Genomic DNA, 12,540 nt, shown 5'->3' with positions numbered 1-12,540 from the left:
CACAGATCGCCATATCTATGGGTTATTCACCTTTAAGCGCGCGTGATCCACGCGTCACTGTAGCAATACCCACGCCTAACGTTTCTGCTATCTGGCGCTGCGGTATGCCCTGCTCTAGCATGCGAAATATCTGCAGACGCTTAGTCACTTCCGTAAACTCAGACGGAGTCAACAAGCTGCGCAAAGCACTTTCCATCGACGCTTCTGAGTCAATCGCCAGCAAGTGCTGCACTAAGGCGGCAATATGTTCGTTTTCAGTATTCGTTTTATCCATAGCGAGCAGTGTAATGTATTTGCGTACTAGTATGCTAGTGCAATTATGTATTTTAAGTAGAAAGCGAATGCTGGTTAGAGTGTGTCTACGTTTCTCTATTCTGCTAAAATCCTGTCTTTAACTATCCACTGATCTTTAACCTGCTCTTGAGTTTAACAAAGGACACTGCGCATATGAGTCTTGCCGATAAAGTACTGGCTGTTAACAACGATCTACCTATTCGTACCGACAAGCCGGTGCACAGCGGTAAAGTACGCTCTGTTTATTGGCTAACAGAGGCCGACAGCCAGCGCCTTATCAAAGAAAAGGGCTACAATGTGGCACCTGATGCGCCATTAGCTATCATGGTCATCAGTGACCGTATCTCCGCATTCGATTGCATTTGGCATGGCGAGGGCGGCTTGAACGGAGTGCCTGGTAAAGGTGCAGCACTTAACACTATCTCAAATCAGTGGTTTAAACTGTTCCGCGAAAACGGTCTAGCCGATAGCCATATCCTCGATATTCCCCACCCATTCGTATGGATCGTGCAAAAAGCTAAACCCGTTATGGTTGAAGCAATTTGCCGCCAATACATTACCGGTTCTATGTGGCGTGCTTACAGCAAAGGCGAACGGGAGTTTTGCGGAATCACTTTGCCTGAAGGTTTACAGAAAGACCAAAAACTCCCTGAGTTGCTGATTACCCCTTCAACTAAAGGGATTTTGCGCGGTATTCCTGGTGTGCCAGAAGCTGATGATGTGAACATTACCCGTCAAAATTTAGAGGATAACTTCGAAGCCTTTAACCTGCGCAGCAAAGACGATATTGCACAATACGAAAAGCTGCTAAAAGAAGGCTTTAACGTGATCAGCGACGAGCTAGCAAAACTGGATCAGATCTTTGTCGATACTAAATTTGAGTTTGGTTACGTTACTGATGCGGCCGGCAACGAAAAGCTGATCTACATGGACGAAGTGGGCACACCAGACTCATCACGTATTTGGGATGGTGCAGCCTACCGCGAAGGGAAAATTGTTGAAAACTCTAAAGAAGGCTTCCGCCAGTGGTTACTGACTAACTTTCCTGACCCTGATATCTTGCTTAACAAAGAGCGTATGCCTGAGCGTGAAGCCTTAGCGCGTGACAATGCATTACCTGAAGAGGTTATGATGGATATTAGCCGCACGTATGTCGGTATTGCAGAAAAAGTGATTGGTGCACCGTTATCGTTATCTGATAACCCTAAACAAGAGATTATCACCATCCTGCGTGACCAATACGGCTTAATCGATTAATTTTACCCTTTAAAGCAGCCTGATATTTGTTATTCAGGCTGCTTTTACTAGTTTTGATATAAGAGCAATAGCATTCTTACATACAGTAGCTCTAGATCAGCGATAGTTTTAGCTATCAAAAATGACATATAAAAACGATAGTAAGCCAATATGCCAAATCATACCCAACCTGCTTCGACAAGCTATATTTTTTGTTTGACCAAGCCCCTTCTCTGCTTGGCGGCTATTCTGTCCGTCCCGCCAGCATTTGCGGAGGTGTACAAGTGGAAAGACGCCAACGGCAAACTTCATTTTTCAAGCGTTCCTCCTAAGGTATCCGAAAGCAACAAAACCACACCTAACGTAGAAAAAATGGAGCTAAAAGTAGCGCCCCCTGACCGACAAAACGCCTATCGCCAACAACGGTTATTAGATCAGGCGTCCTACGAGCGTGAACGAGAAGAGCGCAAAAAAGACAGGCTGTTGAGCCGAGCTGATTCCGCAAGAAAGCGTGATGCATCGGAAGAAGAATACCGTGAAGAACAATGCGAGCACTACAAAGAGCAATACGCAGACATTCGCGACAAAGACACGCTCAAAGCGATCCACCCCCTCACAGGTAATACCATGAAGTTTTCAGGGCAGAGTGCCGAAGAGATTCGCGACAGTATCAAACAAAAACGTGATGAATATTGTGATTAGCGTATCCTAGCCACCATCATTATCACTACTTATTGGTCTTACCGATGAATCGCAAGAAAAAGATAAATCAGATTCTAAAAAGCAAAGCAAAAAAAGCGAATGCAAAATTAAATCCCAGCAACAAACCGCGCTATATTTCTAAAGCGGAGCGCGCCAAGTTAGATGCAGAACTAACAGAAAACAACCAAGCGGAACCCTCACAATAATGAGCGAACAACCCAACAACCCGCTGCACGGCATAACGTTAAAGCAGGTAGTAACGGAGCTAGAGGCGCGATACGGCTGGAATGAGTTGGCCAGATTAATCCCCATTCGATGCTTTGAGAGCAACCCTTCTATCAAGTCGAGCCTCAGCTTTTTACGAAAGACAGAATGGGCACGCACCAAAGTTGAAGCGCTTTATATTCGCACCTTCAGAGAGTAATACCTCACTCACTACAAGCAAAATACCGCTAGCACCACAAGCACAGCGTGCGGGAAGGCAACCGTAGGCCGACATGCTTGGCAGCCGTATTCTCTTATTAATCCTATTAACGATGGCCGCTGCTCAGCAAACGCACGATTATATTGGCACGCGATAACAGTAGTAGGCTCTGATTCGTTCGTAGAAAATGCTTCACCATCCATCGCCAGCCCCTGTTCAACAAGCTGTAACCGCCCATCAATGCGTGATTGATAAGTTTTCCAAATGGCATCTTGCAACCAAATAACAAAAATAATGGCGACAACACTAACGCCTAATGCTTCATTCCCAAGCGCGAGGGTTAATATGCCTACATTAAACAACTTTATAAATAACGAGCACTTTTCGTAGCTATCAAACTGATTTTGCAAGACCTGCCATTCAAGCGTTAACGCGGAACGATCCATAAAACATCCTTGTCATTTTATTCGCGCAGTCATCTGCACGAACTTAGTGAATAAAAATTAGCTTGGCAATGTTACCAGCGGCTCATCGTCTAAGCTCAGCAGCGTTGTATGTTGCAAACAGATCACATCGGCGACTTGAGAGGCAACTTGCTGCTCATTCATCAAGAATGTGAAACTCACATCAAACTCGCGGCTTTCATTAGCACCAATTGTCGGGACTAACCCCAGCGCCCGCTGATATCGACGGTTATAAGCAAAGCTAGTACCGGGCTCAATCCCGACCACATACCCTTGCTTGGGCGTATCAAGGTTTTTCCAAATAGTAAGCACCGGTAACTGGCTCGTGTTATAGCCTACCGCCACCCCTTTATTAGCTTGAGCGTTATGCAACACAGCCGTGGTATTCCCCTGTTCATCACTAATAGGGAACACGTTAAACACCATTTCATCAAACCCTTTGCGAGGAGGATCAATGCTATCCCAACTAGCCAGACCTTGTTTGGCATACTCATTAAACGGCGAAACACTCTTAGCAGGCACATGTAATTGCCCGCCAGCGTCTAAAACCGGGGTCCCAAAGTTATTATGATAGATAACTTGGTATTCACGCTCGTAGTCGCCACGGTTAATCAGCTCATCGCGAATAACTAATTTATTCTCACCCGGTGTGACAGACACATGCATCCAGACTTCAAAGTCTGATCTTTTGAAGCATTTCTCATCAACCCGTGCTGACAAAGTAATGTTATGCGGAGGTGACTGATCCACTGTCAGTTTCACAAACGAAGCCGGCGTATTCTGTATACGACCATGCAAAGTCAGCATCTCTTCGCCGTCTACCCCTGGATGCCCAGCCCATTGATAGCCGCAGCGAACGACCATCTCGTTAAACCCTTCTAACCAACCTAAACCGCCAAATGCTTCTTGGTTAATAAATGCCGGATTCACGACCTCTTTAACCGACGAGTCCCACCCAAAGCGAGTACCAGCCACCACGACGTCTAAGATGGCCATGGCACGTGTAGGCACGAACCGAATGGTCATATCACCTTGCGTTAAAGTAAGCAGCTCACTACCTTGCTGCTTACCTCCAGATAGTACTTGATGCGTCAAACTAAAAGGCGCCGTGCAGGTAATACCGAACGAATCATTCGTGAGATGAAAGTCCACCTCATGATGATTATTCTCACTATCCGTAATAATGTGCTCAAAAGTAGACACAACAAAGCTCCTTTATTCTTATTTGCACGGGACAACCCTGTGCTCGACGCATGAATGAAAACACCTGATGTATTATGCCGACCAATCGCCCGTTACACGACTAAATAACTCACTTTGACATTGCGTACAAGGCACCAAAAGCCCTGTTTGTTTTAGCTCCTGCTTCTTACCACACGCTAGGCACTCAAATGTACCACCGGCAGTAATTTCCCCTGCCATATACTGATCAGCGCCATGATCCAGCTGCTCACGTAAGCGCTCATAATCTAACCGCGTCTTATCAGCCAGACCTTTTAGACGCTCCACGAATGTGTCTTCTAGATAGTTCAGATCAAAATTCAACCACGCAGCAACACCTTCACCCGTTTCATGCGCATAATGACCTAGTTGTTGCAGGTCACGCACTAGGTAAGCTTTAAGTAGATCTAACTCGTCACGCGTCATCTCTTCGGCTGTTTGCTCAAGCTCAATGGCTTCATCGATCTTCGTTTTGAGGTAATCCCATGATTTATGCTCAGCTTTATCAAGCGTTGCCTCTAAACGAGCCAAGACTCGATCGTATAAACGAACCTGTTCAGTGGGCGTGGTTTGCTGTTTTTTATCGTGCTTATCCATGTTTCCCCCTATGTCTGACGAATTAGCATTCCATTCTGCTGTAGTCAGCTCTGCTTATATTGTATCCTATGCAGCATATTCCTAACTTACCAGTAGACCATTAACCGGCATCAATGTTGCCGCTTATTTGTCAGAGATTTCAAACGATTATAATGATGAACGAACAATACCAGCCCCAAGAGATAGAAACCCAGGCACAGCAACACTGGGAAGCGAACGACAGTTTTAAATGTGTGGAAGATACCAGTAAAGAAAAATTCTACTGTCTCTCCATGTTCCCTTACCCAAGCGGCCGCCTGCACATGGGCCACGTTCGTAACTACACTATCGGCGATGTAATCTCTCGATACCAGCGCACACAAGGCAAAAACGTATTACAGCCAATGGGTTGGGATGCTTTTGGCCTGCCTGCTGAAAATGCTGCCATGAAAAACAACGTACCTCCGGCAAAATGGACGTACGAAAATATTGATTACATGCGTAACCAGCTACAGCAAATGGGCTTTGGTTATGACTGGAACCGCGAGCTTGCCACTTGCCATCCAGAATATTACCGTTGGGAGCAATGGTTCTTTACCCGCCTAATGAAAAAGGGCTTGGTTTACAAAAAAGAATCCGAAGTTAACTGGGACCCAGTCGACCAAACCGTACTCGCCAATGAGCAAGTTATCGATGGTCGCGGCTGGCGCTCGGGCGCTCTCGTTGAGCGTAAAAAGATCCCACAGTGGTTCCTAAAAATTACTGATTACGCTGACCAATTACTAGACGACCTTGATCAACTGGATGAATGGCCTGAGCAAGTTCGCACCCAGCAACGCAACTGGATTGGCCGTTCGCAAGGTGTCGAACTAAAATTCCAAGTCGCCGGTGGCGAAGATCTCGAAGTCTTTACAACACGCCCAGACACTCTAATGGGGGTCACTTACGTGGCCGTCGCCGCTCAGCACCCTCTGGCACTTAAAGCCGCTGAGACCAACCCAGAACTCGCCACATTCATTGACGAGTGCAAAAACGTCAAAGTTGCAGAAGCTGACATGGCAACGATGGAAAAACGGGGTATGGCACTGGGTATCGAGGTTAAACACCCGCTGACAGGAGAAATGATCCCTGTATGGACAGCGAACTTCGTCTTAATGGATTACGGCTCAGGTGCTGTCATGTCGGTGCCGGCTCACGATCAACGCGATTTTGAGTTCGCCAAAAAATATGGCTTAAACATTAAACAAGTTATCCAGCCTACTGACAAAAACATCACAGTCGATCTGGAGAAAGAAGCCTTTACCGACAAAGGTATTTTGATCAATTCTGGCGACTTTAACGACCTCGACTTTGACGTGGCATTTAAAGCTATTTCTACCGAGCTGGAGCGCCAGAAAAAAGGCAAAGTTACCATCAACTACCGCCTACGTGATTGGGGAGTATCGCGTCAGCGTTATTGGGGTACTCCTATCCCTGTGATCAATTGCCCAAGCTGCGGTGCTGTGCCTGTTCCTGAAGATCAGCTGCCTGTTCGCTTACCCGAAAATGTAGAGTTCGATGGCAGCGGTTCACCAATCAAGAAGATGGACAGCTTTATTAACACCACATGCCCAAGCTGTGGTGGTGCTGCAGAACGTGAAACAGATACATTCGACACCTTCATGGAATCAAGCTGGTACTACGCGCGCTATGCAAGCCGTCATACTTCCGATGCGATGCTTGACCCTGCAAAAGCGAACTACTGGCTACCTGTTGATCAATATATTGGCGGTATCGAGCACGCTATCCTTCACTTATTGTATTCGCGCTTCTTCCATAAGCTAATGCGTGATGAGGGCTTAGTAGACTCTGATGAACCATTCAAAGGCTTACTATGCCAAGGCATGGTATTAGCCAACACCTATTACCGCGAAGATGAAAAAGGTGGCAAGGATTGGATTGCACCTACCGACGTTGTCACTGAAACTGATGACAAAGGCCGCATTATCAAAGCCGTACATAAAGATGACGGCTTACCTGTCGAGCAGGCAGGTGTGACTAAAATGTCTAAGTCCAAGAACAACGGTATCGACCCCCAAGTCATGATTGATAAATACGGTGCCGATACTGTTCGCTTGTTCATGATGTTTGCTGCGCCACCAGAGCAATCTCTAGAATGGTCTGATTCCGGCGTAGAAGGGGCTAACCGCTTCCTGCGTCGTCTTTGGAAGCTAGTACACGATCACCTAAACGTCAGCGGTGATATTGCGGCATTAGATACCGACCAGCTAACTGACGCGCAAAAAGATTTACGTCGCAAGGTTCACGAAACGATCAGCAAAGTGACCGACGATATTGAGCGCCGCCAAACGTTTAACACGGCAATTGCAGCCGTAATGGAGCTATTGAACAGCCTATCTAAATTCTCCGACACTAGCGCGCAGGGTCTAGCAGTCATGAGAGAAGCAATAGAGTCTACAATCCAGTTGCTCTCCCCTATCGTGCCGCATATCACTCACCAACTTTGGAAAGAGCTAGGTCACAGCGAAGATCTACTCGTTGCTCCTTGGCCAGTTTGTGATGAGTCAGCATTAGTGCGCTCTAGTATAGAAATGGTTGTTCAAGTAAACGGTAAAGTACGATCTAAAATTCAAGTAGCGGCTGATGCAGACCAAGATATTATTTTGCATACCGCGTTAGCTGATGAGAACGTGCAAAGGTTTATGGCCGATAAAACCTTGCGTAAAAAGATTGTTGTACCTGGAAAGTTGGTCAACATTGTTGTCGGTTAATAACTGACTAACCGGAGCACTGCTGTGATACACATGAAGCGCGTTACTTGTCTGTTTTTACTGTTAGCCTCCTTGTTAGGTCTAACGGCTTGCGGCTTTCAACTAAGCGGTTACCAACCCTTACCGGAATCGGCACGCCACGTTTCTTTAATCCTAACGAGCGACACGCCAGCAAACTTGGAACGCGCTTTAAAAACCAGCTTGCGCAAGCAAGGTGTATTAATCACCGCCGATGCTCCGTATACCCTAGCGATTCGGAATGTCCAACAGAACCGTCGATCAATCACAATTGATAGCAACGCTAACGTTGATGAATACGAAATGCTAATGCAGGTAACCTTTGAGGTTATGAATCGAGATCAACAGTCGGTATCCGGCGAGTTAAGCGCCTTTACCGAAAAAATCCTCGACTATGATGCCGACAAGGAGACAGCCAGCGCCACGCTGCAACGCACAATCAAACGCGAAATGTGGCAAACATTAGCGGACCGGATTGTGCGTCAATACATCGCGCGAGCTCAATAAGATTTCTCAAATGAAGCTTTCACCTGAGCAACTACACGGCCAACTACAAAAAGCGCCTTTACCCGTTTACTTAGTAGCAGGTGACGAGCCTCTTATTGTTGAAGAAAGCTGTGACCAAATCCGCAATCAGCTACGTACTCACGGCTTTTCAGAACGCGAAGTACTGCATGTTGAAGGCCAGTTCAAGTGGGATTACTTACTTGAATGTGCCAACGCGTTGTCGCTGTTCGCCGAACAAAAGCTCATCGAAATTCGCTTAGGTAGCCATAAAGTTAACAAAGCGGCCAGCGAAATAATCCAAGAGTATATTCGGCACGCGCCCCCCGAAAATGTCTTACTGATCATTGCCGACAAACTCGATGGTGGTACTAAAAAGTCCGCATGGGTTAAACAAATTGAAAAGGCTGGCGCCTACGTGGAAATTTGGCCTGTTGAGATCACGCAGTTACCGGGCTGGCTTAGACATCGCGCCAAGTCATTACATATGCAACTCGACGATGCCGCCGTTCAATTACTGTGCGACCGCGTAGAAGGGAACCTATTGGCCGCCAAGCAAGAGCTCGACAAACTGCATCTTCTCTACCCAACAGGGTCAATCACGGCAGACCACATTATTGATGCGGTATCAGACAGCTCTCGCTACGATGTTTTTGGCTTGATGGATGCCATCGCTGCCGGTCAAGGCGAGCGATGTATCAAAATTCTCAACGTCCTAAAACAAGAAGGGACTGAACCTCCTATTGTGCTATGGGCTCTCACAAAAGAAACCCGCACGCTTTTTGCCATCAAACAAGGCTTAGAACGGGGTTTAGCGTACGAAACCATCTGCCAAAAAGAGCGGATTTGGGGAAAACGCAAAAGCACATTACGTCGTAGCGCTGATCGCTTATCCACACAAGACCTTGAGCACGTATTGCGTGAGAGCCAAGCGCTAGACAAAGCTATTAAAGGTATCGGCGCAGGCAATGTGTGGCTTATGCTCTGCGACATCAGTTTAACACTGTGTGGAAAATCGCTTGGCTTAGCGGTTTAAAGTATTTCAGCAAGAAACAGCAACTAAGACTACACTGAAACTAAAACGGTGGTCTTATGCGAAACACACCTGCAGTGCTTTTACTCACTATCATTTGCTTAACTGGCTGCCAAGAGAAGCAAGTGCCTCTCAAAACAGCTGAGCAACTGTACGACTACTATTGCAAGCAATGCCATCAACAAAAAGGGGCCGGGGCCTACTTAGAAAATATCCCACCGCAACAACGTACCATGCAAAGCTACCAAGTTATTCTCATGATTCGCTATCACGAGCCGGGATCACACCCCATGGCAAGTTTTACACAACTGGATGACCAACAAGCTGATTTATTAGCAGAATATGTAGTCAAATTAGGCCGCTAGCTTATAAAACCCCATTAAAAAAGCCGACGCATAAATGCATCGGCTTATTGCCACAGACAAAGCCGTTAGCCGACTTTTTCACCTTTCGCTTGCAGATCAGCATGGTATGAAGATCGAACCAGCGGCCCACTGGCTACATGAGAGAATCCTAGCTCTTTTGCAATGCGCGCAAACTCGTCAAACTCAGCCGGTGTAACAAAGCGATCTACTGGCAAATGGTTACGGCTAGGCTGAAGGTATTGACCTATTGTGATCATATCTACTTGGTGCTTACGCAGATCCTTCATCACTTCAATGATTTCTTCATTCGTTTCACCCACACCTACCATTAAACCTGACTTAGTTCGAATGGAAGGTTGGCGATCTTTAAACCCGTTGAGCAGGTCTAACGACCATTGATAATCAGCACCAGGGCGAACCTTTTTATACAAACGCGGCACAGTTTCTAAGTTGTGATTAAACACATCAGGCGGCGTAGCCGATAGAATTTCTAAAGCCACCTCCATCCGGCCACGGAAATCAGGTACAAGCGTTTCTATCTGGATAGTAGGCGCTCGTTCACGAGTCTCACTAATGCAATTAGCAATATGCTGAGCACCGCCATCGCGCAAATCATCACGGTCAACAGACGTAATAACCACATAACGCAACCCCATATCCGCGATAGCTATCGCCAATTCGCGAGGCTCGTTTTCCGCTAGCGCGTTAGGGCGGCCATGAGCCACATCACAAAACGGACACCGGCGGGTACAAATATCGCCCATCACCATAAAAGTCGCCGTACCATTGGTAAAACATTCACCAAGGTTAGGGCAACTGGCTTCTTCACAAACCGACGACAACTTATGCTTGCGCAGCTTCTCTTTGATCCGTTTTACTTCGGTATTCGAACCCATACGTACACGAAGCCAATCTGGCTTACGCGGCATGTCTTCTTTTTCAGTCGGGATAATCTTTACTGGGATACGCGCCACTTTCTCCGCGCCACGCAGTTTTACACCCTGTTCGACTTTCCCCGGTTTAACGGTTTTAACTGAGCTATCAGCCATAAGTTCTATCAGTCCAAGCCTGTTTGATGAGAGACGGAAGTATACCCTATTTTATGAGTCAGGTAATCGACCAGAAAACGTATCGCCTCTTGTGGGTCAGCGTCAGGCACCAAATCGACCAACTGTGTCATTGGCATACCGGCATAGCCACAAGGATTAATACGGAGAAACGGAGACAAATCCATATCTAAATTAAACGCCAGTCCATGGAAAGTGCAACCACGGCGCACTCGCAAGCCTAAAGAGGCAACCTTAGCCTGCTCGACATACACACCTGGCGCATCCGGTTTAGCATAAGCGTCGACTCCAAAGTGTGCCAATGTCGCTATAACCCCTTGCTCCATCATAGTCACGACATCACGAACACCCAACCCGTTGCGGCGCAGATCAAGCATAAGGTAGACAATCAATTGTCCGGGGCCATGGTATGTGACTTGACCGCCTCGATCCGCTTGCACGACGGGAATATCACCCGTTTCCAGCAGATGTTCAACCTTCCCTGCCTGCCCTTGCGTAAAGACTGGTTGATGATCTAAGTACCAGATTTCGTCAATCGTCTCGGCATTACGGTTTTCGTTAAACGCCTTCATGCGCGCAAATACAGGCTCATAAGGCTGCAAGCCTAACGAACGGACAATCAAAGACCGCTCTTGCTGAGTGGTGGCTTGCGACATCGCTTATAAAACCAAATGAACTTGATCAGACGCAATCAATTGCTCATGAAGATCTTTCAGCTGCTGCTCACCCGTAGCCGTAATAAACATACGCAACGAGCAATACGTTCCCTTGCTGCTGTCTTGTATCGTAATTCTTGACTCATCAAAGTCAGGAACATGAACGTTAATAATCTCAACAACAAGCGACTGAAACTGGTCTGACTTTTTACCAATGACCTTGATGGGATAGTCAGGGCAAGGGTATTCGATTTTAGGAGGTTCCATTGTCTTAGGGGGTGTTTTTTGACTCATCATTTGCTCCCGTCATCAGATCGTGCTGATAACGTGTAAAAATTTCGAAAAAGCGTTTCCACAACGGGCCTTTCTTCCCATTGCCTATTACCTGATCATCAACCTGTAATACAGGGACGATGGCACGAGTTGAGCTTGAAATCCAAACCTCATCTGCATTAATTAAACGCGTATAATCTATAGGGCACTCTTGGCGCGGGATACCTTGCAAATCCGCAATTTCAAGGATTAACGCGCGCGTAGTCCCACTCAAAATACCCGTGTCTAACGGGGGTGTATAAAGCACGCCTCGCTCAACAATAAAAAAGTTACAGCTTGCCCCTTCCGTGAGGTGACCGTCTCGCTGCAATAAAGCCTCTTGGGCATGATGCTCTTTAGCTTGCTGCAATACTAAGATATTAGGCAGCAAACCGTTCGACTTAATATCACAACGCCGCCAACGTAAGTCAGCGGTTACTATCACTTTAATCCCTGAAACAGCCTCACTACCGTCAGTATAGATGTCACGGATTGGCTGGCAACATGCAAACACCGTGGGCGTTAGGCCCTCTGTAATTACATGGCTACGCTTTTCAGCTGCGCCACGAGTGATCTGCAAATATACCGACATATTGCCGCCACCATTTGACGCGACTAATGTCGAGAGCACCCCTCGGATATCGATATCTACCGAAATACGTAACGCGCGCAGACTATATTCTAAGCGTTGCAGATGCTCATCTAAACGAAAGCCAACCCCTTGATAAAAAGGGATAACCTCGTAAACACTATCACCGAACAAAAAGCCTCGATCAAAAACCGATACTTTCGCCTGATCCGACGGCAGGAATTGACCATTAAGATAAACAATATCAGGTGTCATAAATGCAAATGCCCACACCTCTCGATGTGGGCATTTCTGCTCATTTCAAGAGG

At 46.7% G+C, this 12,540-nt stretch carries 16 protein-coding genes; 8 read left to right on the top strand and 8 right to left on the bottom strand.

From position 1 onward, the window contains the following. Positions 1-22: 22 nt before the first annotated feature. Positions 23-274 carry a Trp family transcriptional regulator gene (locus tag BS617_RS00470; protein WP_075170979.1) on the bottom strand — a complete coding sequence of 84 codons (252 nt, stop codon included), beginning with the start codon at positions 272-274 and terminating at the stop codon, positions 23-25. A gap of 173 nt (positions 275-447) precedes the next feature. Between BS617_RS00470 and BS617_RS00465 the strand changes: the two genes are divergently transcribed. The 4 genes from BS617_RS00465 (at position 448) to BS617_RS00450 (ending at position 2,656) form a co-directional block, all read left to right on the top strand. Beyond that, positions 448-1,551, top strand: coding sequence for a phosphoribosylaminoimidazolesuccinocarboxamide synthase (locus BS617_RS00465; RefSeq protein ID WP_075170978.1), 1,104 nt, complete (start codon positions 448-450; stop codon positions 1,549-1,551). A 150-nt stretch (positions 1,552-1,701) separates the two neighbouring features. After that, entirely contained in the window at positions 1,702-2,232 is a 531-nt protein-coding gene (locus BS617_RS00460) for a DUF4124 domain-containing protein (protein WP_075170977.1), read from the top strand. Positions 2,233-2,276: 44 nt separating this feature from the next. Continuing rightward, on the top strand, positions 2,277-2,438 hold the full coding sequence (locus BS617_RS00455) for a DUF2986 domain-containing protein (protein ID WP_075170976.1): 162 nt from the start codon (positions 2,277-2,279) through the stop codon (positions 2,436-2,438). Then, on the top strand, positions 2,438-2,656 hold the full coding sequence (locus BS617_RS00450) for a VF530 family protein (protein WP_075170975.1): 219 nt from the start codon (positions 2,438-2,440) through the stop codon (positions 2,654-2,656). The genes BS617_RS00455 and BS617_RS00450 overlap by 1 nt, the downstream gene beginning before the upstream one ends. A gap of 11 nt (positions 2,657-2,667) precedes the next feature. On the opposite strand, the gene BS617_RS00445 is transcribed toward BS617_RS00450, so the two are convergent. The 3 genes from BS617_RS00445 to BS617_RS00435 form a co-directional block, all read right to left on the bottom strand. After that, the gene (locus BS617_RS00445; protein WP_075170974.1) at positions 2,668-3,102 is read right to left on the bottom strand and encodes a hypothetical protein; all 435 of its coding nucleotides are present in this window, start codon (positions 3,100-3,102) and stop codon (positions 2,668-2,670) included. Between the two features lie 57 nt (positions 3,103-3,159). Then, positions 3,160-4,323: an aldose 1-epimerase family protein gene (locus BS617_RS00440; RefSeq protein WP_075170973.1), complete on the bottom strand. Its 1,164-nt coding sequence runs from the start codon at positions 4,321-4,323 to the stop codon at positions 3,160-3,162. Positions 4,324-4,395: 72 nt separating this feature from the next. Next, positions 4,396-4,938 (bottom strand): zinc ribbon-containing protein, encoded by a 543-nt coding sequence (locus BS617_RS00435; protein ID WP_075170972.1) that lies wholly within the window; start codon positions 4,936-4,938, stop codon positions 4,396-4,398. Positions 4,939-5,093: 155 nt separating this feature from the next. Here BS617_RS00435 and leuS point away from each other — a divergent pair, with 155 nt between their 5' ends. From leuS to BS617_RS00415, 4 genes are read left to right on the top strand one after another with little or no spacing between them, the layout of a single operon-like run. Further along, a complete protein-coding gene (leuS, locus tag BS617_RS00430; protein WP_170870357.1) occupies positions 5,094-7,688 on the top strand; it encodes a leucine--tRNA ligase in 2,595 nt (864 codons plus the stop codon). A gap of 33 nt (positions 7,689-7,721) precedes the next feature. Next, a complete protein-coding gene (locus BS617_RS00425) occupies positions 7,722-8,213 on the top strand; it encodes an LPS-assembly lipoprotein LptE (protein ID WP_075170970.1) in 492 nt (163 codons plus the stop codon). 10 nt (positions 8,214-8,223) lie between these two features. Next, positions 8,224-9,246, top strand: a complete 1,023-nt coding sequence (gene holA, locus BS617_RS00420) for a DNA polymerase III subunit delta (protein WP_075170969.1) — start codon at positions 8,224-8,226, stop codon at positions 9,244-9,246. 56 nt (positions 9,247-9,302) lie between these two features. Next, on the top strand, positions 9,303-9,608 hold the full coding sequence (locus tag BS617_RS00415) for a c-type cytochrome (protein ID WP_075170968.1): 306 nt from the start codon (positions 9,303-9,305) through the stop codon (positions 9,606-9,608). 65 nt (positions 9,609-9,673) lie between these two features. Here BS617_RS00415 and lipA read toward each other — a convergent pair whose 3' ends face one another. The 4 genes from lipA to BS617_RS00395 are packed head-to-tail and all read right to left on the bottom strand — an operon-like array spanning position 9,674 to position 12,487. Continuing rightward, the gene (lipA, locus tag BS617_RS00410; protein WP_075170967.1) at positions 9,674-10,657 is read right to left on the bottom strand and encodes a lipoyl synthase; all 984 of its coding nucleotides are present in this window, start codon (positions 10,655-10,657) and stop codon (positions 9,674-9,676) included. 8 nt (positions 10,658-10,665) lie between these two features. Beyond that, positions 10,666-11,331 (bottom strand): lipoyl(octanoyl) transferase LipB, encoded by a 666-nt coding sequence (gene lipB / locus BS617_RS00405; RefSeq protein WP_075170966.1) that lies wholly within the window; start codon positions 11,329-11,331, stop codon positions 10,666-10,668. 3 nt (positions 11,332-11,334) lie between these two features. Then, positions 11,335-11,625 (bottom strand): HP0495 family protein, encoded by a 291-nt coding sequence (locus BS617_RS00400; RefSeq protein WP_075170965.1) that lies wholly within the window; start codon positions 11,623-11,625, stop codon positions 11,335-11,337. Continuing rightward, on the bottom strand, positions 11,603-12,487 hold the full coding sequence (locus BS617_RS00395; protein WP_075170964.1) for a D-amino acid aminotransferase: 885 nt from the start codon (positions 12,485-12,487) through the stop codon (positions 11,603-11,605). Before BS617_RS00395 ends, BS617_RS00400 begins: the two co-directional genes overlap by 23 nt. Positions 12,488-12,540 lie beyond the last annotated feature (53 nt).

This window comes from Neptunomonas phycophila (assembly GCF_001922575.1).
Lineage (GTDB): Bacteria > Pseudomonadota > Gammaproteobacteria > Pseudomonadales > Balneatricaceae > Neptunomonas > Neptunomonas phycophila.
The sequence above is the reverse complement of the archived record's forward strand: the minus strand, read 5'-3'. Positions and strand labels throughout refer to the sequence as shown.